The sequence below is a fragment of the Ignavibacteriota bacterium genome, assembly GCA_013285405.1.
Classification (GTDB): Bacteria; Bacteroidota; Ignavibacteria; order Ignavibacteriales; family Ignavibacteriaceae; genus IGN2.
In genome coordinates, this window is the sequence record CP053446.1 from 2602930 (window position 1) to 2624404 (window position 21475).

The window sequence follows — 21475 nt, forward strand, 5'->3', positions numbered from 1 at the left end:
AAATAAATAAATTATCATTAAGTAAGAACTATGAATTATAAAACAGCATTAGTTTCAGGCGGTGTACAGGGTATTGGTAAAGCCATTGCACAAAGATTAATTAAAGATGGTTTCTTTACTGTTATTGCAGATCTGAATGAAGAAACAGGGAAGTCTGTTATTTCTGAACTTGGGAAAGATAAATCATCTTTCATTAAGTGCAATGTTAGTGATGAAGAACAGGTTAAAAACCTCTATTCAAAAATTCTTGAAACAAGAAAACAAATTGATGCTGTGATTAACAACGCTGGAGTTATACGTGATAACATGATCTGGAATATGTCATTAGAAGATTTCGATCAGGTAATTGACGTAAATTTGCGCGGCACATGGCTGATGTGCCGTGAAGCTGCTAAAATAATGCGCGAACAAAAAAGCGGAAGAATTATAAATATCTCATCGAGAGCTTGGCTGGGAAATAATAGGGGGCAATCGAACTACACTGCATCGAAAGCTGGAATTGTTGGGCTCACAAGAGTTCTTGCTTTAGAACTGGGCAAGTATAATGTAAATGTTAACGCAATTGCACCTGGTCTGATTGATACTCCTCTCACACAAAATCTTCCGCAGAAAGTTCTTCAGGATTTGATTGAAGCTCAGCCAACAAAAAAAATGGGTAAGCCGGAAGATGTCGCAAATGTCTGTTCGTTTTTACTCTCTAAGGAAAGTGAATTTATAACCGGACAGATTATACACATTGATGGAGGAAGAAGTATAGGAAGTACTATATTTTAAATTAAACTTTCTCAAAAATCATTGAAGCACCCTGACCAACACCTACGCACATAGTTGCAAGACCGGTTTTCACATTTTCTCTCCTGTTCATTTCCCAAAGAAGAGTTGTAATAATTCTCGCACCAGTACAACCTAACGGATGACCAAGTGCAATAGCGCCGCCGTTAACATTTACTTTATTATCATCCAATTTTAATTCCTGAATACATGCAATAGACTGTGAAGCAAAAGCTTCATTCATTTCAATCAAATCTAAATCATTAATATTTATACTTGCTCTGCTTAAAGCTTTCTTTGTTGCAGGAACCGGACCAATTCCCATAAAAGCCGGATCAATACCGGCGACAGCCATCGCTTTCACTTTTGCCAGCGGTTTGAGACCGTGTTTCTGAATTATCTTTTCAGAAACGATTAATAAAACCGAAGCACCATCATTTATTCCTGAAGAATTACCTGCGGTAACAGTTCCGTTTTTTCTGAATGCAGGTTTTAGGTTTGCAAGTTTTTCTTTCGTTGTATCAAGCCGCGGATGCTCATCTTTATCTACAATAATTGTTTCTTCGTTCTTGAGTTGAGCGGGAACAGGAATAATCTCATCTTTAAATTTTCCGTTATTAAATGCCGATTTATATTTCTGCTGTGAATTGAAAGCAAAATCATCCTGTCGCTCTCTGGAAATTTTCCATTTTTCAGCAACATTCTCTGCAGTTTCACCCATTGAATATGGATAATACAAATCATTTAATTTTTTATTTGGGAATCGCCAGCCGATTGTGGAATCATAAATCTCAACATTTCTATCAAATGCATATTCAGATTTTGGAAAAACAAACGGCGCTCGTGACATACTCTCCACACCACCTGCTATAAAAACATCTCCGTCACCAGCCATAATTGCTCTCGATGCATCCATAACTGATTGCATTCCTGAAGCACATAAACGGTTAATAGTCACACCGCCGATATCAACAGGAAGACCTGCAAGCAGCAAAGCCATTCGAGCTATGTTGCGATTGTCTTCTCCGGCTTGATTAGTACATCCAAGCAAAACATCTTCAATAAGTTTAAAATCTATTTCAGGATTTCGGTGCAATATTGATTTGATAAGATGAGCAGCTAAATCGTCCGGTCGAACACTGCTTAAAACACCACTGTATCTGCCAATCGGAGATCTTACAGCATCAATTATATATGCTTGTTTCATTCTTGATTACAGTTTGGCTGTCCGGATTTTTTATTGTGTGATAGTTTAATCTGAGATGAGGTGCTTCTTTGTTATTAATTACTGCCATTATCTCTGCCATAATTGAAATTGCAATCTCACCCGGAGTATTTCCGCCAATATCAATTCCGATCGGTGCATAAAGATTATGGTAGGATAACTTATTCCCGTATTTTTCATTCAGATAGTGAATACATTTCTTAACCTTCAGCTTTGAACCTATCATACCAATGTATTTCATTTTAGGATATTGTGTCAATAACAATTCAAGTATTGGAAGATCAAATTTATAGCACTGAGTAACTAAAACAGCAAAGCTATTTTCATTTAGTTCAAATTGAAATGGTGCAGGAGGATATTCTATCAGATGCTTTCTACCTGAAAAGTCAGGCATTTGATCCAGAACATCTTTTCTATTATCAAAAAGTTCAGGAAAAAATTCTTGTTGTGCGGCAAGAGAAGCAACTGCCTCACCGATATGTCCGGCACCAAAAATATAAATTGTTTTTTTATTGCTGATTAACTCATAAAAAAGTTCAAGTTCGCCGCCGCACCAGGCAGGTAGCAAAAGTTTTGTAAAATTGGGATTGGAGTTATCTATTTCAGGGGCTTCTCGATCAACAAGTTGAATAATTTCGTTTAAACCAGACAGTGTTCCTTTAAATAATTCTTTGCACTTTTCAATTGCATGAAATTCTACAGGACCGCCGCCTATCGTTCCGGTCGTTCTTCCTTCATTGTCCACAAGCAACTTGAAACCAACTCTGCCTGGAGTTGATCCCTTTGTTTTTGTAACAGTTACCAGTACAGTCGGTTTATTTTCTTTTATACGTTCAACCAGTGTTTGAAATACTTCCATCATTCACAAATTCTTTTAATTAATTATAATTAAGTTAAACCGAATTGACAAATTTGATACATTATTATACCTACTTTTCATAATAAAAATATATTAACCTCGTTAATTCATAAAAGCAAACAACCTGATAGTATCTGTTCAATTTTTACTGAAATAAATTATTGTTCTTTAATCAGTTTCCCATCAAAAAATTAAGATAATTGTTTGAATTAAATCTAAAGTGTGTTATACTTCTAATAGAAATTGCAGAATGTTCAATTCTATTATGAGAGTGAAATATTTTAACTTGACATTGAGGCGAATAACTGAGGTTAATCTATATGAATTAATATTAGGTGTTCAAAATGAAGAGTATGAAGTAGTAACCAATTTCAGAATTTGTAATAAATATATAGTGTTTGACTACAAACTTTTTTCATTTTTTAGCTATTGCTCTGCTTCATTGACATTTTGCAATCAATTATCTATATTTAATCAGATAATTTTATCTGATTTTACTATATGACTGTAATATTCTCAAAGAAATGTGAATACGGAATGCAGGCAATTCTTTACCTCGCAGCACAGGAAAAAAATACTCTGGTTTCTGCAGAGGAAATTTCACGAGTATTGAAAATTCCGCGTGAATTTATTTCCAAGATACTTCAAAGTTTGCGCGATAGTGGATTGATATCTTCAACCAAAGGGAAGTCAGGTGGTTTCTCGCTTGCCAAGCCAGCATCAAGAATTAAATTGATAGATGTTGTTGCTGCAATTGACGGACTTGAAATGTTTGATACTTGTGTACTCGGTTTTGCGGATTGCTCACCGACTCATCCCTGTCCCGTTCACCACATCTGGGGTCCGTTACGTAATCAGACTTACGATATGCTCACTTCCGAAACGATTGACAAGTTGGGAGAAAAAACGTTGAACAAGATCAAAAGTTTGTAAAAATTTTTTTATGATTTAATCAGACTAATACATCTGATATATGAAATTTAATGATAGCAAATATGAAGGAATTCAGGATAATGTCATTCCAGCTTGTCTGGAATCTGACACGAAAGATTCTGGAGTCGCTTCACGCCCCAGAATGACAGATGCCAATAAAATTAATGAAAGTGATGTCATTCCGACGCTGCCTGTACGGCAGGTAGGTTCATTTCAGGATATTCCAATAGAATATAGAACCCGAAACAAGTTCGGGATGACAAAGAAGAAGATTATCAAGAACAAAGAAAAGGGAATTCAGAAAGTAAGATTCATTGTGCAGATGGCATTTGCAATTCTTTGTATCTGGATTGGTGTTGAGTTCTATCAGTTCATTCAATACCTGGAAACAAATGGTGCTTCAGTTTTTTCATCACGCCCACCCGGAGTTGATGGCTTTCTTCCAATCAGTTCCTTTATGAGTTTTTATTTATTTCTGATGACAGGACAAATTCACTCGGCACATCCTGCAGGATTTTTTATTTTCTTCGCGATTGTTCTTGTCTCAATAGTTTTTGGAAAAGCTTTTTGCAGTTGGCTCTGTCCTGTTGGTTTTTTATCAGAACTGATCGGTGATTTTGGAAAAAAAATTTTTGGTAAAGATTTGAAGCTGCCAAAATTTCTGGATTATCCGCTCCGAAGTTTGAAATATTTATTACTCGGATTTCTCTTTTACTCCGTTATATTTTTAATGAGTACAACTGCACTTCAGGCATTTCTTGATAGCCCGTACAATCTTGTTTCTGATGTGAATATGTATTATTTCTTTGCAGAAATTTCAAGATTCTCTTTGATAGTGATTGGAATTTTGTTCCTGCTTTCAATTGTGTTAAGAGGATTCTGGTGCAGATATCTTTGTCCTTATGGTGCATTACTTGGAATTACTTCGTTACTTAGTCCAGGCAAAATAAAAAGGAATCCTGTTAGTTGTATCGACTGTGGATTGTGTAACAAAGCCTGTCCGTCATTCATTAAGGTGGATAAAGTGAAAACAGTAATCTCTGATGAATGTACTTCCTGTCTGAATTGCGTTGATGTTTGTCCAGTTGCTGATACACTTCAACTTGAAATGATTCCGGCTAAGAAAAAGATTAACAAAAAATATGTTGCGATTGGTGTTGTCTCAATTTTTATGATTGTTACAGGATATGGAATGATCTCGGGCAAATGGCAGAATAATATTTCGAAAGAAGAATATCTTGAACTTTACCAGGATATGGAGTCATTTGGTCATCCAACCTTGCCTACCGACAGGCAGGCCGGAACAAAAGCAATAAAAAAATTTAATGAAGATGCTTTGAAGAATAATTCAGAAAGCAATTCCGGGAATGATATTAATAAAGAAATCAAATAACTCACAGCCGAAAGCTGATAAGCCTCAGGCTTAAAATTATTAAAGAGGTGAATAGAATGAGTAACCAAACAAAAACCGAAGGAAGCATCTTGCTTACAAAAACTCTCGCAGAAATAGCAAAAGAAAATATCCGTTCTGCAATTGTGTTTGAGGAATTTGGTCTGGACTTTTGTTGCAGAGGCAATCGTACTTTAAAAGATGCTTGTGCAGATAAGGATATCGAAACAGAAAAAGTTGTACTTCGGTTAAATGATTTAAAAGAAAATGGAAATGGTCACATACAGGCTGATGATTGGTCGCTGGATTTTCTTGCTGATTACATTATAAATAATCATCATCAGTATGTACGGCGTATGGTCCCGATATTATCTTTACATGCAGATAAAGTCGCAGCAGTGCACGGGAAAAATCATCCTGAAACAATTCTTATTGCAGACCTTTATCTTGCTGTAAGAGAAGAGCTTGAAATGCATATGATGAAAGAGGAGAGAATTTTATTTCCTCAAATTAAACAGATGGTGTTAACACAAAAAGAAAATGGTCAATTCTCGCCGCCGCCTTTTGGTTCAATTCAAAATCCAATTCGGATGATGGAATACGAACATACAAATGCAGGTGATGGTTTACAAAAGATCAGAGAATTGAGCAATAACTTCACTCATCCGGAAGATGCCTGCAATACATTTAAAGCTCTTTATTCTGAATTGAAAGAGTTTGAGGAAGATCTGCATAAGCATATTCATCTTGAGAATAATATTCTGTTTCCAAAATCTGTTATTCTCGAAGAGAAACTTTTGCAGACAAGCAATTAGTGTTTTTGTTGAAATAAGATTGGATTAAAATTCCGGATGTCTTAATTTGTAAGTGAAATTTACACGGAATATTTGATTGTTATTTTCAAATATGATAAGACATCCGGTGATTTATACAACTCCGGACAACCAACTAAAGGGGCTAATCATTGTTTATGTTATAAGGAAGTATCTGCAGTATTACCTGGGGATTCCATTATCGCTGAAACAAAAAATAAAATAAACTCTCATTTTTAGATCAGAACTGTTAAAACATTTTGCAATGAAAGCTAATTGCAAACTATGTGTGACAAAATCAGATACTCAATAAATCAAAAATAAAATTTTATGAACCCGATAACATTTCTTAAAGCGTTTGCACCACCTGCAACATGGAGATTTGTAGTGCTGGTTTTGATTGGAATTTTTTGCGGGTTGGTTCTATTCACACTTCATGTTGGCAGAGCTACATCATATCTATCTGACAAACCGGAAGCGTGTGTAAATTGTCATGTAATGGCTCCATATTTTGCAACCTGGCAGAACAGCAGTCATGGAAGATTTACTGTCTGCAACGATTGTCACGTTCCTCAGAATAATATTTTTGAAAAATATTTTTTCAAAGCATCAGATGGATTGAGGCATTCATACATGTTTACATTCAGGCTTGAACCTCAAGTTATAAGAATTCATAAGGCAGGCAGAAATGCAGTTCAAAGAAATTGCGTCAGATGTCATTCAGAACAAATTCATCCAATATCTGTAAGAGCGATAACTGCTCAATCAATTCAGGAAGAAGGTCAGGGTTATTGCTGGGATTGTCATAGAGAAACTCCACACGGAAGAGTGAATAGTTTGACATCAACACCATTTGCAAGAACTCCACAACTATCGGCGCCTTATCCGGAGTGGATTAAAGAGATTGTGAAATGAAAATTAATGTTTACTGGGGTTTAATTGGAACTCATCCCAACCCTTCTCTTAAAAAGAGAAGGGCTTATTTGAGGTATAACTTTTAATAATATTGCTGACAGAATTTTTTAGGATTAGTTGTGCAAAGAAAATAATTCTCTCTCATTTTAAGAGAGAGATATAGAGAGAGTTCAATGAGCTTAAGTAATAAGCACAGGTTAGTCGAAATTACCAAAGTTGTTTGTCGTGAATTAAGAAAAAATTCAACAATAGCAGAAAGATTGTTTTGGGAAGCTGTTCGCAATAAGAAATTAGGAAAGAAATTTTACAGGCAATATCCCATCTTTCACGATATAACTGGTAAAGAAACTTTTTTCATAACTGATTTTTATTGTCATCAGGAAAAGCTAATTATTGAGCTGGACGGTAAGTATCATCAGTACAGACTGAAAGAAGATAAAGAAAGAACAAAGATTTTAAATTTTCTTGGAATGAGGGTGATAAGATTCAATAACGATGAAGTTATCAATGATTTGAAAAATGTTCTCAGCAAAATTAATCGAGAATTGGAAGTGAGCAGTTAAGGAAAAAGAACTCATCCCAACCCTTCTCTTAAAAAGAGAAGGACTTATTGGAGCAGTAAACTGGAATTTTCAGAGTTGACAGAAAAATAAATGAACAGTTCTATCGTCATAATAATTCTCTCTCTTCTTAAGAGAGAGATACAGAGAGAGTTCAATGAATTATAATTTTTAAAAGGGTTATTATGAAAACATTAAACGAAATTATAAAAGCAAAACCATGGGTTGCGTGGGTAATTTTTATTGCGACTGTTGTGGTAGTTTTCTTCATAGGTCTTCTCGCTTCAACTATTATCGAAAGAAGGGGTGAAGCACTTTACACCTTGCAAATGCTTAAACCATTAAATGAGTGGGAACCAAGAAATGAAGTTTGGGGAGAAAACTTTCCGCGCGAATATGAATCATACCTGAAAACTCTGGAAACCAATTTTGCAAGCAAACATGGCGGGTCAGTTATGATTGATTACTTAGATAAATATCCGGAACTTGTTGTCCTTTGGGCTGGATATGCATTTTCAAGAGAATATAATCAGGGAAGAGGTCATGCACATGCAATCGAGGACATCAGAAAAATTTTAAGAACAGGTGATAACGAATATTCTCCGCAACCAGCTACCTGTTGGACATGTAAGAGTACGGATGTCCCAAGAGTTATGGATGAAATCGGAGCTTCTGATTTTTATAAAAAGAAATGGAAAGATCTTGGTGCTGAAATTGTAAATCCGATTGGATGTCAAGACTGCCATGATCCTAAAACCATGAATCTAAGAATTACTCGACCAGCCTTGATCGAAGCTTTTCAAAGACAAGGTAAAGATATCACCAGCTTTTCAAGACAGGAAATGCGTTCGCTTGTTTGTGCACAATGTCATGTTGAATATTATTTCAAAGGTGATGGAAAGTATTTAACTTTTCCATGGGATAAAGGTTTCAATGCTGATTCAATGGAAGCTTATTATGATGCAATGGAATTTACTGATTGGACCCATGCTTTAAGCAAAGCTCCGATGTTAAAAGCACAGCATCCTGACTACGAATTATTTATGACTGGTATTCATGCAATTCGTGGTGTTTCATGTTCAGATTGTCATATGCCGTATAAAAGTGAAGGCGGAGTTAAGTTCACTGATCACCACATTCAATCTCCACTAAACAACGTTTCAAATACCTGTCAGGTTTGTCATCGTGTGGAAACAGAAAGATTAATTCAGGATGTTTATGACAGACAGGATAGAATTGAAGAGATAAGAAGAATTGCCGAAAAAACTTTAGCTGCTGCTCACATCGAAGCAAAGATTGCGTGGGAAAATGGAGCCACTGAACAACAGATGAAATCAATTCTTACTTTAATTCGTCATGCACAATGGAGATGGGATTGGGTTGCTGCCGCAAATGCACTTGGATTTCATGCACCGGTCGAAGCTTTGAGAGTTTTGGGAACTTCAATTCAAAAAGGTGAACAGGCACGAAGAGAACTTGCAGCTCTATCTGTAAAAGAGGGATGGAAATATCCTGTTGAACTACCGGATATTTCGACAAAAGAAAAAGCACAAAGATTTATCGGACTAAACCCTGAAAAGATGAAAGCTGATAAAGAAGAGTTTCTTAAAACGACGACAGTTAAGTGGGATGAAGAAGCAAAACAAAGACAGGGATATTTGTACAATTATTCGGAAACAAATAAATAATTCTCTGTTCTGAGTTTCTATTAAAAGTTGGAAATAAAAGAAATAAAATCCCCATAATTGGTAAATCATCGGATAAAATATTAAAGAAAACAAAAATTATATAACAAATTTCCCGGCACTATCATTGCTTAATAACAACTAATTCTATATGTTTGATCTGAGATGATGAAGAAAAAAATATCAATATTGCTTTTAACATTCCTGTTCCTGGTTTCAACAACCGGGTTACCGGTTTCGTATCACCTTTGCCAGATGATGAATGAAAAATCTCTGAGCGAGTGTGAGATGTGCAAAAGCGAAATGGAAGTGATAGAAACAAAATGCTGCAATGAAAAAGCATTTGATAATTCTCTTGTCATCAAATCTGAAAAATCAACTTGCTGTCATGAAGAATTTGTTTACAACAAAGTCGATGATGAGTTTGTTTCAGGTAAATCTGGTGTGAATAATTTTTCGTTTTCAGAAAATTTAACACAGTTAACACCAACTACTTTTTGTCCAATTGATTTTTCAGTCGAAGAATCTTTCTATTGTGATTCTTCACCACCGTTTTTAATCAACTCTGATTTACATATCACCAATTCTGTTCTTCTGATCTGATTCATTCTTATTCCTTTTGTGGATGTAGTGGATAGTTATATCCGCGCATCATCATTTATTAAATAAAATTTTTAAAATGAATTGACAACTGTAATTCATACAGCAGTTGAATATTTTCAGGAAATAAGATGATTGAAAAAATAATTGATTGGAGTGCACACAACAGGTTTCTCGTAATATTCGCTTACCTTGTTATTACTGGATTCGGAATTTACAGCGTCATCAATCTTCCGGTTGATGCGATTCCTGATTTATCAGAGAATCAAGTTATCATTTTCACAGAGTGGATGGGCAGATCACCTGAAGTAATTGAAAACCAGGTTACATTTCCGATTGTTTCAGGTTTGCAAGGATTACCTGATGTAAAAGCAGTTCGTGCTAATTCGATGTTCGGAATGTCTTTCGTGTTTGTAATCTTCGATGATAATACTGATATCTATTTTGCACGTACTCGTGTACTCGAAAGACTAAATACAATCCAGGCACAGCTTCCCGGTGGAGTTGTTCCATCTATCGGTCCTGATGGAACCGGAGTTGGACACGTTTATTGGTACACAGTTGAAGGAAAAAATTATGATCTGGGAACACTGCGATCAATTCAGGATTGGTATATTCGATACAAATTATCTGCAGTCGAAGGTGTCGCTGAAGTTGCGAGTATCGGTGGATTTGTTCGTCAATATCAGGTAGATATTGATCCAGATAAACTTCGTGCTTATAATCTTTCCACATCAGAAATTATCAACGCGATTCAACGAAGTAATAATGAAGTCGGTGGAAAAATTATTGAAGCAAGCGATGCTGAATATTTTGTGCGCGGTCAGGGATATATAAAATCTAAAGAAGATGTTGAGAATACAGTAGTAAGAACAAATCCGAATGGTATTCCTGTTCTGATAAAAAATGTAGCTGTTGTTCAGCTTGGCGGTGATATTCGTCGTGGTTCATTGGAGAAAGATGGTGAAGGACAGGTTGTTGGTGGAATTGTTGTAATGCGAAGCGGCGAAAATGCACGGAATGTTATCGACCGGGTTAAAGAAAAAATAAAAGAAATTTCTCCGGGACTTCCTGAAGGTGTAGAGATTATTGCTTCTTACGATAGAAGTACATTAATAAAAGAAGCTGTCGGTACTCTTGAGAAAGCATTGATCGAAGCATCAATCGTCGTTGCGATTATGGTTGCAATTTTTCTGCTTCACTTCAGAAGTATAGTCAGAATATTAATTGAACTTCCTATTTCCGTTCTCATTTCATTTATCCTGATGTACACATTCGGAATTTCGAGCAACATTATGTCACTTGGCGGAATTATTCTTGCAGTCGGAGTAATTGTTGATTCATCAATTGTGCTTGTGGAAAACGCATATCGAAATCTCGCAAAAGCAATTGCAGAGAAAGGACATCTTACAAGCGAAGAATATAAAAACATTTCTATTATGTCAGCAAAGCAAGTTGGCAGAGCAATTTTCTTTTCTGAACTTATTATACTTGTTTCGTTTCTTCCTGTGTTTTTATTATCAGGACAGGAAGGAAAACTTTTTCATCCGCTCGCATTCACAAAAACTTTTGCAATGTTTGGTGCCGCAATTGTTGTTATCACATTGATTCCTGTTTTGATGACAATGCTGATGAGAGGCAAGTTCAGACCCGAACAAAAAAATCCGACAACAAAATTTTTTATTCGTCTTTATGAGCCTGTAATTCATTGGGTTCTCAAGCATCGGAAGATCACAATTGCAATAAATATCATTGCTTTGTTAATAACAGTTCCGATGATAATTAACACCGGTTCAGAGTTTATGCCGCCGCTCGATGAAGGTTCAATTCTTTATATGCCGGTAACACTTCCAAATGCTTCAATAACCGAGATGAACAGAATTCTACAAGTTCAGGATAAAATTATTAAAAGCGTTCCCGAAGTTGATCACGTACTTGGTAAAGTTGGAAGAGCAGAAACTGCAACCGACAATGCACCGTTAAGTATGATTGAGACAATAATTCTTCTCAAACCAAAAGATGAATGGCGCCCCGGAATTACGAAAAGAGATATTGTAAATGAACTTGATCACAAACTTCAAATTCCCGGAGTAACAAACGGTTGGACTCAACCAATTATTAACAGAATAAATATGCTCGCAACCGGAGTTAGAACGGACATTGGTTTTAAAATATTCGGACCTGATCTGGATACACTTGAATATTATGCTATCAAAGCAGAACAAATTTTAAAAACTGTAAACGGTGCTGCTGATGTTGTTGCTGAAAGAGTTCAAAACGGATATTATGTTGATATTCAAATCAAAAGAGAAATTGCTGCGCGATACGGAATAAACGTAAGTGATTTGCAGGATATAATTGAAACAGCAATCGGCGGACAAAATCTCGGAATTGTTCTGGATGGAAGAATGAGATTTCCGATTCGGATGAGATATCAAAGAGATTTCAGAGATAATATTGATGATTTGAAAAATCTTATTGTTCCTGTTGGAGTTTCTGCCGGAATGAATTCACCAACAATGAATACAACTAATGCTGGAATTAGTTCAATGCAACAATCATCCGGTATGGGAAGTATGGGTGGAAATTCCGGATCATCGCAATCCACAATTATTCAGGAAAATAATTCTGATAATGTTTCTTCGTTACTTAGTGCTTCGCAAAATTCAAACGTCTATCTTCCATTATCAACATTAGCAGATATAAATATTTTAACAGGACCTCCAATGATCAGCAGTGAAAACGGAATGTTGCGTTCAATTGTTTTTATGAATACTCGCGGAAGAGATATGGGAAGTGTAATGACTGATGCAAAAGAAGTTATTGAAAAAGAATTAAACCTGCCTGCCGGATATTCTTATACCTGGAGTGGTCAGTACGAAAGTAAAATGCGTGCTCAGCAGACAATTGAAATTATTATGCCGGTTGTATTCCTGATAATTTATCTGCTGCTTTTCCTTACTCTGAAAGATTATGTTGAAGCCGGAGTAGTGATGCTTTCAGTCCCTTTTGCATTAATTGGAGGAATATACATGGTTTATATTCTCGGATATAATTTTTCTGTTGCAGTTTGGGTGGGATTTATAGCTTTGTATGGAATTGCAGTGGAAACTGGTGTGGTGATGGTTGTATATCTTCATGAATCGCTTGATAAAAAATTAAGAGCTCTTCAGAAAGGTGAAATAACTGAGATCACCAAAAATGATATTTATGAAGCAACAGTTGAGGGATCTGTTCTAAGATTAAGACCGAAGCTGATGACTGTTGCAACAACAATGATAGGCTTAGTTCCTGTTATGTGGGCAACGGGTACTGGTTCAGACGTAATGAAGCCGCTTACTGCACCAATGATCGGAGGATTACTTACTTCAGCAGTTCATGTTCTGGTTGTAACACCAATTCTGTTTGCAATTATGAAGGAGCGTGCACTTAAAAAAGGTAAACTACAAATTTCAAAAATGGCTGGTTGGATGAAGGAGGGAGAATAAAAATGGTAGATGTTAAATGGAAGATGGGAAATGGAATTTCGAATTTCGAATTTCGAATTTCGAATTTATCATTAGTGTCTTTTAAGTATTTATATAAAAGAGTATTTATTATTCTAATAACAATATTTTCATTTTTCGAAAACAGTTTTGCTCAAAGTGTTGATTCATTGATTAATGAAGCTATGCTGAATAATCCGTATTTAAAATCTATTGAGCAAAAAATATATTCCGGACAATACAGAGCTGAATCAGTTGATTATTTGCCACCTCCAACACTTGGAGTGCAGTTTGATCAAATACCAATCAAGGAAATTAATATCTGGAATAGTGCAATTTCTAATTCACTTTCACTTTCTCAAATGTTTCCTCTCGGTGGAAAGTTAAGTGCAATGAACAAAGTTGAACTTCAGAATGTTGAAGTAACAAAAAGAGATTACGACTCATATAAAATAAATCTTATTGCACAGATCAAAATGCAATACTATAATATCTGGCAGATCGAAAGAAAACTCGATGTTCAACAGGGCACAATTGATTTATTAAATAATATTTTAAGTTCTGTTGATGTCAGCTATCAGGTAAACAGAATTAATCAGGCGGATCTTTTAACAGTTAAAAGTGAAGTCGCATCGAATAATGCTCAGCTTGTAATTCTGAAAAAACAGCGTGAAGCCGAAATTTATAAACTGAACAAATTGCTTGGTAGAAAACTCAACTCAAATGAAATTGTAATTGAAAAGTCTATTGCAGAAGATTCACTCACTTATTCACAGGATGAACTGGAAACAATTCTGATTGATTCAAATCCTTCTCTCCGAAAAATGGGAACGATGATCGAAATGAACAAAGCAATGGTGAATGCAAATAATAGTGAACTTGTTCCTGATCTTATGATTGAAGGAATGTTTATGCGAATGCCGCAGGGAATGATACTCACATCTCAGTCAGATATTAGCATGATTGGTATGGAGTCAGCAAGTACTGAATATATGTACTCACTGATGGCTTCAATCACTTTACCTTTCGTTCCGTGGTCATCTGGAAAATACAGCAATAAAGAAGAAGAACTTCTATCTGATATTAAAGGTATTGAGTATGAAAAGAATAATATGCAAAGAGAAATGATAACAGAACTGCAAACAGCTTTTGTTAAACTGAAGACAGCACAGGAGTTGATTAACCTTTATTCAAAAGAAGTCATACCAAGTTATGAGCAAGCTGCAGAATCACAACTGGCAAATTATCAGAACAATCGCACGAATATCACGACTGTAATTGATTCATACAGAATGCTTCTTATGCAACGAATGAATTTTTATATGGCACAAGCTGATCGTCAAATGGCTATCGCTGAAATTGAAATGATGGTTGGAAAAAGGTTGTGATAGAAGATGTTGAGCGAACCTGCCTGCCAGTAGGCAGGGCGAAATCCCGCCTTGCGGGAGAAAATGGAAGATGGAAGATGGCAGATGGTAGATGGGAAATGGATATAATAATGAGGTAATGTAAAATGAATCCTAAAACCGAAGAATTATTAGAAAGAACATTTCAATTTGGAGTTGATACTCTGAAATTTTTAATGTCTTTACCAAAAGATAAAGTTTTTGGAATAATCGTCTATCAGTTAGGAAAATCTTCAACTTCATCAGGATCAAATTATTCACCCCGTCAAATATGAAACAAAAATATATTGTATACATTTTACAAAGCAAATTAGACAACAAATTCTATGTTGGATTTACAAACAATTTAAAGAAGAGATTAATAGAACATAATAGTGGGAAAGTTAAATCGACAAAATCAAGGAGACCTCTTGATTTAGTTTATGCGGAGGTTTGTTACAACAAAAGTGATGCGCTACATAGAGAAAAATATTTGAAAAGTTCTTACGGGAAAAGATTTATTAGAAATCGGCTGAAAAATTATTTGACGGGGTAAAGAAGCACAAGCTGCTGAATCGGCAATGGATTTCAATCATAAAATTGGAATTGTTCTTAAAGAAATCTGTGAAAGTAATTATTGGTACCGAGTTTTAAATGCAATACTAACAAATTTTAAAAAAGATATAGAGTTACAAAGACTTTTAAATGAAAGCTTTGAATTAAAAAAAATATTTTCATCTATAAAGATTAAAACCAGTTTGAGAAAGAAGGATAAATAATATGTTTAAAAAATTAAAAATACATTTTCCATCTGCCATCTACCATCTACCATTAGTAATAATTTTATTGTTAACGATATCAACAGGATGTTCATCTGATAATGGAAATGACAATGCGGAAAATAATAAAGTAGTTTACACCTGTCCTATGCATCCGCAAGTTATCTCCGATAAACCAGGATCGTGTCCAATCTGTGGAATGGATCTGGTAAAAAAATCTTCTGAAGAAGCAAAGTTAGAAGATATGGAAGGAATGATAATTTTGAGCGATCAAAAAATTGCACTCGCTGATGTAACTACTATCAAAGTTAAAAAACAAAATTTGGTTAAAGAAATCAGTGCTTACAGCTATCTCGATTTTGTTGAAGAAAACAGAAAAACGATTTCAGCAAAATTCAACGGAAGGATTGAAAAACTTTATGTTGATAAAACCGGCGACTTCATACAAAAAGGTAAACCTCTTTTTGATATTTATAGTCCCGATCTTGTTCAGGCACAAAATGATTATCTGATTGCAATAGGAAATAAACAAAGCTCAGAATACAATTCAACTGGTAATTCCGGGACTAAAAATGATCTTAAAAATTCTGCCAGAAAAAAACTTGAGCTACTTGGAATTACAGACAATCAGATAAAAGAACTTGACAACTCCGGTGAAATAAAATTAACCATCACATATTATTCTCCTTATTCTGGAACTGTAATCGAGAAAAAAGTTCAGGAGGGGATGTATGTTAGCGAAGGAAGTTCCATTTATGAAATTGCAGATTTATCCTTACTCTGGAATATTGCCGAAGTTTATGAGAACGATTTAAACGTAATAAAACCCGGAAGTAAAATGGAGCTTATTCTTCAAGCTTTCCCTGGAGAAACATTTACCGGAAGAATTTCATTTGTATATCCTGTAGTAAATCCGGAGACAAGAACAATTAAAATCAGAAGCGAAATTCAGAATAAAGGAAACAAGCTTCGCCCGAATATGTATGGTCAGACAATATTTAAAAATAATTTTGGAGATGGATTGATAATTCCGTCAGATGCAATTTTGTTTTCGGGCAAAAGAAATATAGTTTGGGTGCGATTACCCGATGGAATGTTTGAATCACGTGAAGTGAAAGTTGGCAATAAATTCGGAGATAATTATCAAATTCTTTCCGGATTAAAAGAAGGTGAAGAAGTTGCGGCAACTGGCGGATTCCTTATTGATTCTGAAAGCCAGTTGAAAAGCGGAATGCCTACCGGACATCAGCATGGAGAAGTTGATCAGGAAAAGAAGGAAGTAAATGATCATTCCCAGCATTCATCTGAAGAAATGAAAAATATGAATGAGGAAAAAGATATTGTTAATAAAAGAGACGTAAAAGTTTCTACTCTCGATATAAATAAAGATGGTTTTGTTTATCAATGTCCGATGGATTGGGAAGTAATTTCTGATAAACCGGGAACCTGTCCTTTATGTAAAATGGATTTGAAAAAATTCACAGTCAATGAAGCTCAGAAGAATTTAATCGAATATCCTTAATTATGTTAGAACTTATTCCGCAGAGAAACTTTTGCGGAGTGGAAAGTTTTAGAACTGAATTAAAATTAGAATTATTTAAATAAACAATTAACACTATATTTATTAATAAACCGGAGAACAAAATGTATCAAATAAAAAATCTCAACTCAATTCTTTTAATTGCTGTAATAGTTTTTTCTATTGCACTAATTTCTTGTGCACAGGATGAAGGACATAAAAATCATAATAACGATATGCAGAAATCAGATGCAGTAAAAGTTGATTCGTCAATTGTTCGTGAAGGTGTAATTGATCTTGCAGTTATTGATGAAAATACAGACGGAAAAGTTTATCAGGATCAAATGTGTTGGAACGTTGTTTCTGATAAACCTGGTGAGTGTCCTTTATGCGGAATGACTTTGAAAGAAGTTTCTCTTCAAAAGGCTGAAGAAAATCTTCTTAAACATAATTTTAAAGTAAAAGAGAATTAAACATTATGGAAATACTTATCGGTTTAAGTTTTATAGCAATAGTAGCCATATTTGGATATTTTAAGTTCAAGCAAGCAAGTAAAGGTAAAGATTGTTGTAAGTGAGTGAAGTTGAATCAACTAATTATTCACAAAAAAATAAACAGAGATGACATCTTCTAAAAGGATATCATCTTTTATGAAGGAGGATATATGAAAATCTTATTAAGTGTTGTCATAACATTAGTAGTTCTTTTTGGGCTTCTAATGATTTATATGTACAGCGGATGGCATGATGTAAGTGCAATGCACGAGGATCACGGGATGATGAAATGGATTATGAGAACTACAAAAAATAATTCAATTGAATCCCGTATAAAGGAAATCTCGGTTCCAAATCTGGAGAACCCTGAGATGATAAAAGAAGGCTTTGAACATTACAATGCAATGTGTGCGGGCTGTCATGGTGCACCTGGAATGGAAGAAACAGAATTATCAAAAGGGTTAAATCCCCACGCTCCATATTTGCCAAGAGTGGCAGCATTTATTGAACCCGCAGAAATTTTCTGGGCTACAAAAAATGGAATAAATATGACCGGTATGCCAGCATGGGGCAAGACACATTCGGATGAAAAAATCTGGGCGATTGTTGCGTTTACAAAAAAACTTCCGGATATGTCCGCCGATGATTATAAAAAAATGGCAAATGAAACTGAAGAAAATGAAAATCATCATAATGGAGAAGAACATAACAACCATTCTCACAATTAAAATGAAATTATTCACAGATTATTTTCAACACACTGAATGGAAAGTTTCCTGAACAAGTAGTTCATTGATTAATAAAAGATGGAACATCATACTTCACATACAGAACATAATCATCACAAAGTTGAACACCAACAACATTCAAGTCATAGTCAAAGCGGACACGACAAACACGCAGGTCACAATGTTGCTGATTTTTGGAAAAGATTTATAGTTTGTTTAATAGTATCCATTCCAGTGCTTGCTCTATCACATATGATACAACAATGGTTGGGATTTGAATTATCTTTTCCTGGTGACAAATATGTGTTAGCATTTCTTTCCACTTTCATTTTCATTTACGGCGGTTTTCCATTTTTAAAAGGATTGTATGATGAAGTGAAAGATAAAGCTATTGGAATGATGACACTCATTGGTGTGGCTATTTCAGTAGCCTGGATTTACAGTGTTGCTATCACATTTGGTTTACAAGGGATGGATTTTTATTGGGAGATGGCAACACTGATAGACATTATGCTCATCGGTCATTACTTTGAAATGAAGTCAGTTATGGGTGCTTCCCGTTCATTAGAGTTGCTTGTAAAAATGATGCCTTCCACTGCGCATCATATTATGGGAGAAAACATTCACGATATGCCGGTTAGTAATTTGCAAATTGGAGATATGGTAATGGTGAAGCCGGGAGAAAAAGTTCCTGTTGATGGTATTGTAGCTGAAGGTGAAAGTTATGTAGATGAAAGTATGCTTACAGGTGAGAGCAAACCCGTTAAAAAAGAAAAAGATGTCAAAGTTATTGGTGGAGCTATAAATGGAAATGGTTCTTTGATCATAAAAGTAATTAGTACGGGTAAAGACAGTTATCTGAATAAAGTAGTGAAACTTGTGGAAGATGCACAAAAAATAAAATCCAAAACACAAAATTTTGCAGATCGTGCCGCAAAGGTTTTAACCTTTGTTGCTTTAGGCGGAGGAGTAATCACACTTGTAGTGTGGCTGCTTTTAGATTTTCCATTTGTTTTTGCTTTAGAAAGAATGGTTACAGTTATGGTGATCTCCTGTCCTCATGCTTTGGGTTTAGCTGTTCCATTAGTTGTGGCAATCTCAACTTCTATTTCTGCACGAAAAGGTTTGCTCATTCGCAACCGGACAGCATTTGAAAATGCAAGATTGATTTCCACAATTATCTTTGATAAAACCGGAACACTTACAAAAGGTTCACACGAATTACAGGAAGTAAAAGTTCTGAACCCAAAATTTGATGAAAGAGAATTACTTCGTTTGGCAGCAGGTATTGAGCAACATTCTGAACATTATATTGCTGCCGGCTTAATTCGAAAAGTAAAAGAGTTGAATATTAAAATCCCAAAATCAGAAAACTTCAATTACCTTCCGGGAAAAGGATTGGAAGGAATTGTTGAAGAAAAAGAAATAAAAGTAGTTGGTCCGAATTATTTGAAAGAACAAAACATCGGCTTATCTGAAATGAATGATGAATTTATTGGAACTGTTGTTTATGTGCTGATAGACAATCAAGTCTCAGGTTATTTTATATTTTCGGATCAAATAAGAGAAACCGCATTTGAAGCTATTCAAATACTCAAAGAAGTTGGAATTAAAAATTTACTTCTCACAGGCGACAACGAAAAGGTAGCAAAAAAAGTTAGCACTGAACTAAAAATGGACGGCTATTTAGCAAATGTTTTACCGCATGAGAAATTAGAAAAAGTAAAAGAACTTCAGCAAAAAGGTGAATACGTTGCTATGACAGGCGATGGTGTAAATGATGCACCGGCACTGGCACAAGCAGATGTAGGTATTGCCGTTGGCTCGGGAACAGATGTAGCAGCAGAAACAGCGGACATTATTTTAGTAAACTCAGATCCGAAAGATATTGCCAGTTTAATTTTATTCGGTAAAGCTACATACAATAAAATGATACAAAATCTTTGGTGGGCTGCTGGCTATAACATTGTTGCAATTCCATTGGCAGCAGGTGTTTTGTTTAAATGGGATATTTTGCTCAGTCCGGCAATAGGTGCTGTGTTGATGAGTTTAAGCACCATTGTGGTAGCTATAAATGCACAACTTTTAAAAAGACAATTACATTGAAAAATTATAATTTGCAATCCCGGATTTTTAACAGAAAAAGTTAAAACCGAATAATATTATATTGCACTGGTAGAATAAAATTGTCATCAATTATATAATTAAAACGTAAATAATCACTAACAATTAACATAATATATACAGAAAGGAAAAACACAATGTTCAAACAACTCATCTTTATCATTTCAATGACAGTAGTTTTAGCTGCATTTGCATTTGCGCAAGAACAACCCGAAACTACGAAATCAGAAAAGAAAGAATGTTCAACCAATTCGAAAGGCTGCTGCAGTACAAAAGAAAATCATAGTGAAGTAAATATGGAGAAGACTGATGAAACTGAAGTCGTTCAGATTTGGAATAAATTCTGCCCGGTAAAAGGCGAAGAAGTTGATGCAGATGTTCCAACCTTTGAATACCAAGGAAAAGTAATTGGCTTTTGCTGTCCGGGATGTGATAAGAAATTTCAAAAAGATCCTGAAACTTATTTGAAGAATTTAAATGAGGATGGATCAGAATTTATTGGCAGTTAATTTCAAAATTAGGGATGCTTTTGTGCTTCCCTTTTTATTTTAATAATGCAATGAAAAGTTTAATCAAAAAAGCGTTCGTACTCAGCTTAATTACAATCTTCTACAATCTTGCAGAAGGAATTATTTCAGTTTATTTCGGTGCGAATGATGAGACCCTTGCTTTGTTTGGTTTCGGAGTGGATAGTTTTGTTGAAGTTATTTCCGGAATCGGAATTGCTCATCTGGTATTCAGGATGAAATATTCAAGAGTGGAAAATCGTGATGCGTTTGAAAAAACTGCTTTGAGAATTACCGGGACTGCATTTTATTTGTTGGCGATTGGTTTAATTGTTGGATCAGTTCTCAATATTATTAATAATGTAAAACCAGAATCAACATTACCCGGAATAATTATCGCTGTGATATCCATTGCAACTATGTATTGGCTGATGACTTCGAAATTAAAAGTTGGCAAAGCATTACACTCCGATGCGATAATTGCCGATGCAAATTGTACTAAAACATGTTTTTATCTGTCATTCATTCTTCTTGTAAGCAGTGGATTGTATGCATTATTTAGTATTGCATATTTTGATATTCTTGGTTCAGTAGCAATAGCTTATTTTGCTTTCAAAGAGGGCAGAGAAGCATTTGAAAAAGTTAAGAGTGGAAAGCTGATGTGTAATTGTGAATCTGAATCTGTGTATATTGCCTGAGTCATTT

General features: G+C 35.1%; 21 protein-coding genes. 19 read left to right on the top strand and 2 right to left on the bottom strand.

The genetic code is table 11. The annotated features are described in order from the left end of the window. Positions 1–30 precede the first annotated feature (30 nt). Positions 31–774 (top strand): SDR family oxidoreductase, encoded by a 744-nt coding sequence (locus HND39_11370; protein QKJ96831.1) that lies wholly within the window; start codon positions 31–33, stop codon positions 772–774. Position 775: 1 nt separating this feature from the next. On the opposite strand, the gene HND39_11375 is transcribed toward HND39_11370, so the two are convergent. Next, a complete protein-coding gene (locus HND39_11375; protein QKJ96832.1) occupies positions 776–1978 on the bottom strand; it encodes an acetyl-CoA C-acyltransferase in 1203 nt (400 codons plus the stop codon). Next, positions 1956–2858, bottom strand: coding sequence for a hypothetical protein (locus tag HND39_11380; GenBank protein QKJ96833.1), 903 nt, complete (start codon positions 2856–2858; stop codon positions 1956–1958). The genes HND39_11375 and HND39_11380 overlap by 23 nt, the downstream gene beginning before the upstream one ends. 498 nt (positions 2859–3356) lie before the next feature. Here HND39_11380 and HND39_11385 point away from each other — a divergent pair, with 498 nt between their 5' ends. The 18 genes from HND39_11385 to HND39_11470 all read left to right on the top strand — a co-directional run bounded on the left by HND39_11385 (position 3357) and on the right by HND39_11470 (position 21468). After that, positions 3357–3788 (top strand): Rrf2 family transcriptional regulator, encoded by a 432-nt coding sequence (locus tag HND39_11385; protein ID QKJ96834.1) that lies wholly within the window; start codon positions 3357–3359, stop codon positions 3786–3788. Positions 3789–4044: 256 nt separating this feature from the next. Continuing rightward, positions 4045–5181, top strand: coding sequence for a 4Fe-4S binding protein (locus HND39_11390; GenBank protein QKJ97981.1), 1137 nt, complete (start codon positions 4045–4047; stop codon positions 5179–5181). A 56-nt stretch (positions 5182–5237) separates the two neighbouring features. Continuing rightward, a complete protein-coding gene (ric, locus tag HND39_11395) occupies positions 5238–5993 on the top strand; it encodes an iron-sulfur cluster repair di-iron protein (GenBank protein QKJ96835.1) in 756 nt (251 codons plus the stop codon). 327 nt (positions 5994–6320) lie between these two features. Continuing rightward, on the top strand, positions 6321–6905 hold the full coding sequence (nrfH, locus tag HND39_11400) for a cytochrome c nitrite reductase small subunit (GenBank protein ID QKJ96836.1): 585 nt from the start codon (positions 6321–6323) through the stop codon (positions 6903–6905). 173 nt (positions 6906–7078) lie between these two features. Next, positions 7079–7468 (top strand): endonuclease domain-containing protein, encoded by a 390-nt coding sequence (locus HND39_11405; protein QKJ96837.1) that lies wholly within the window; start codon positions 7079–7081, stop codon positions 7466–7468. Positions 7469–7647: 179 nt separating this feature from the next. Further along, positions 7648–9153, top strand: a complete 1506-nt coding sequence (gene nrfA, locus HND39_11410; protein ID QKJ97982.1) for an ammonia-forming cytochrome c nitrite reductase — start codon at positions 7648–7650, stop codon at positions 9151–9153. Positions 9154–9315: 162 nt separating this feature from the next. Then, positions 9316–9753, top strand: a complete 438-nt coding sequence (locus HND39_11415) for a hypothetical protein (GenBank protein ID QKJ96838.1) — start codon at positions 9316–9318, stop codon at positions 9751–9753. 128 nt (positions 9754–9881) lie between these two features. Continuing rightward, positions 9882–13238, top strand: coding sequence for an efflux RND transporter permease subunit (locus tag HND39_11420; GenBank protein ID QKJ96839.1), 3357 nt, complete (start codon positions 9882–9884; stop codon positions 13236–13238). Positions 13239–13240: 2 nt separating this feature from the next. Next, positions 13241–14623, top strand: a complete 1383-nt coding sequence (locus tag HND39_11425) for a TolC family protein (protein ID QKJ96840.1) — start codon at positions 13241–13243, stop codon at positions 14621–14623. A 125-nt stretch (positions 14624–14748) separates the two neighbouring features. Further along, entirely contained in the window at positions 14749–14916 is a 168-nt protein-coding gene (locus HND39_11430; GenBank protein QKJ96841.1) for a hypothetical protein, read from the top strand. After that, on the top strand, positions 14913–15176 hold the full coding sequence (locus HND39_11435) for a GIY-YIG nuclease family protein (protein QKJ96842.1): 264 nt from the start codon (positions 14913–14915) through the stop codon (positions 15174–15176). Before HND39_11430 ends, HND39_11435 begins: the two co-directional genes overlap by 4 nt. A 25-nt stretch (positions 15177–15201) precedes the next feature. Continuing rightward, the gene (locus HND39_11440; GenBank protein ID QKJ96843.1) at positions 15202–15399 is read left to right on the top strand and encodes a hypothetical protein; all 198 of its coding nucleotides are present in this window, start codon (positions 15202–15204) and stop codon (positions 15397–15399) included. A 1-nt stretch (position 15400) separates the two neighbouring features. Then, positions 15401–16921 (top strand): efflux RND transporter periplasmic adaptor subunit, encoded by a 1521-nt coding sequence (locus HND39_11445; GenBank protein ID QKJ96844.1) that lies wholly within the window; start codon positions 15401–15403, stop codon positions 16919–16921. 122 nt (positions 16922–17043) lie between these two features. Continuing rightward, on the top strand, positions 17044–17391 hold the full coding sequence (locus HND39_11450) for a hypothetical protein (GenBank protein ID QKJ96845.1): 348 nt from the start codon (positions 17044–17046) through the stop codon (positions 17389–17391). A gap of 191 nt (positions 17392–17582) precedes the next feature. After that, on the top strand, positions 17583–18140 hold the full coding sequence (locus tag HND39_11455; protein ID QKJ96846.1) for a cytochrome c: 558 nt from the start codon (positions 17583–17585) through the stop codon (positions 18138–18140). Between the two features lie 78 nt (positions 18141–18218). After that, positions 18219–20246, top strand: a complete 2028-nt coding sequence (gene cadA / locus HND39_11460) for a cadmium-translocating P-type ATPase (GenBank protein ID QKJ96847.1) — start codon at positions 18219–18221, stop codon at positions 20244–20246. A 314-nt stretch (positions 20247–20560) separates the two neighbouring features. Next, on the top strand, positions 20561–20773 hold the full coding sequence (locus tag HND39_11465; GenBank protein ID QKJ97983.1) for a YHS domain-containing protein: 213 nt from the start codon (positions 20561–20563) through the stop codon (positions 20771–20773). A gap of 50 nt (positions 20774–20823) precedes the next feature. Then, entirely contained in the window at positions 20824–21468 is a 645-nt protein-coding gene (locus tag HND39_11470) for a cation transporter (protein QKJ96848.1), read from the top strand. The last annotated feature ends 7 nt before the right edge of the window (positions 21469–21475 follow it).

Coding starts and splice junctions, on each gene's coding strand:
- HND39_11370 (QKJ96831.1), top strand. CDS start 31: ATGAATTATAAAACAGCATTAGTTTCAGGCGGTGTACAGGGTATTGGT.
- HND39_11375 (QKJ96832.1), bottom strand. CDS start 1,978: ATGAAACAAGCATATATAATTGATGCTGTAAGATCTCCGATTGGCAGA.
- HND39_11380 (QKJ96833.1), bottom strand. CDS start 2,858: ATGATGGAAGTATTTCAAACACTGGTTGAACGTATAAAAGAAAATAAA.
- HND39_11385 (QKJ96834.1), top strand. CDS start 3,357: ATGACTGTAATATTCTCAAAGAAATGTGAATACGGAATGCAGGCAATT.
- HND39_11390 (QKJ97981.1), top strand. CDS start 4,045: ATGACAAAGAAGAAGATTATCAAGAACAAAGAAAAGGGAATTCAGAAA.
- ric (QKJ96835.1), top strand. CDS start 5,238: ATGAGTAACCAAACAAAAACCGAAGGAAGCATCTTGCTTACAAAAACT.
- nrfH (QKJ96836.1), top strand. CDS start 6,321: ATGAACCCGATAACATTTCTTAAAGCGTTTGCACCACCTGCAACATGG.
- HND39_11405 (QKJ96837.1), top strand. CDS start 7,079: ATGAGCTTAAGTAATAAGCACAGGTTAGTCGAAATTACCAAAGTTGTT.
- HND39_11415 (QKJ96838.1), top strand. CDS start 9,316: ATGATGAAGAAAAAAATATCAATATTGCTTTTAACATTCCTGTTCCTG.
- HND39_11420 (QKJ96839.1), top strand. CDS start 9,882: ATGATTGAAAAAATAATTGATTGGAGTGCACACAACAGGTTTCTCGTA.
- HND39_11425 (QKJ96840.1), top strand. CDS start 13,241: ATGGTAGATGTTAAATGGAAGATGGGAAATGGAATTTCGAATTTCGAA.
- HND39_11430 (QKJ96841.1), top strand. CDS start 14,749: ATGAATCCTAAAACCGAAGAATTATTAGAAAGAACATTTCAATTTGGA.
- HND39_11435 (QKJ96842.1), top strand. CDS start 14,913: ATGAAACAAAAATATATTGTATACATTTTACAAAGCAAATTAGACAAC.
- HND39_11440 (QKJ96843.1), top strand. CDS start 15,202: ATGGATTTCAATCATAAAATTGGAATTGTTCTTAAAGAAATCTGTGAA.
- HND39_11445 (QKJ96844.1), top strand. CDS start 15,401: ATGTTTAAAAAATTAAAAATACATTTTCCATCTGCCATCTACCATCTA.
- HND39_11450 (QKJ96845.1), top strand. CDS start 17,044: ATGTATCAAATAAAAAATCTCAACTCAATTCTTTTAATTGCTGTAATA.
- HND39_11455 (QKJ96846.1), top strand. CDS start 17,583: ATGAAAATCTTATTAAGTGTTGTCATAACATTAGTAGTTCTTTTTGGG.
- cadA (QKJ96847.1), top strand. CDS start 18,219: ATGGAACATCATACTTCACATACAGAACATAATCATCACAAAGTTGAA.
- HND39_11465 (QKJ97983.1), top strand. CDS start 20,561: ATGGAGAAGACTGATGAAACTGAAGTCGTTCAGATTTGGAATAAATTC.
- HND39_11470 (QKJ96848.1), top strand. CDS start 20,824: ATGAAAAGTTTAATCAAAAAAGCGTTCGTACTCAGCTTAATTACAATC.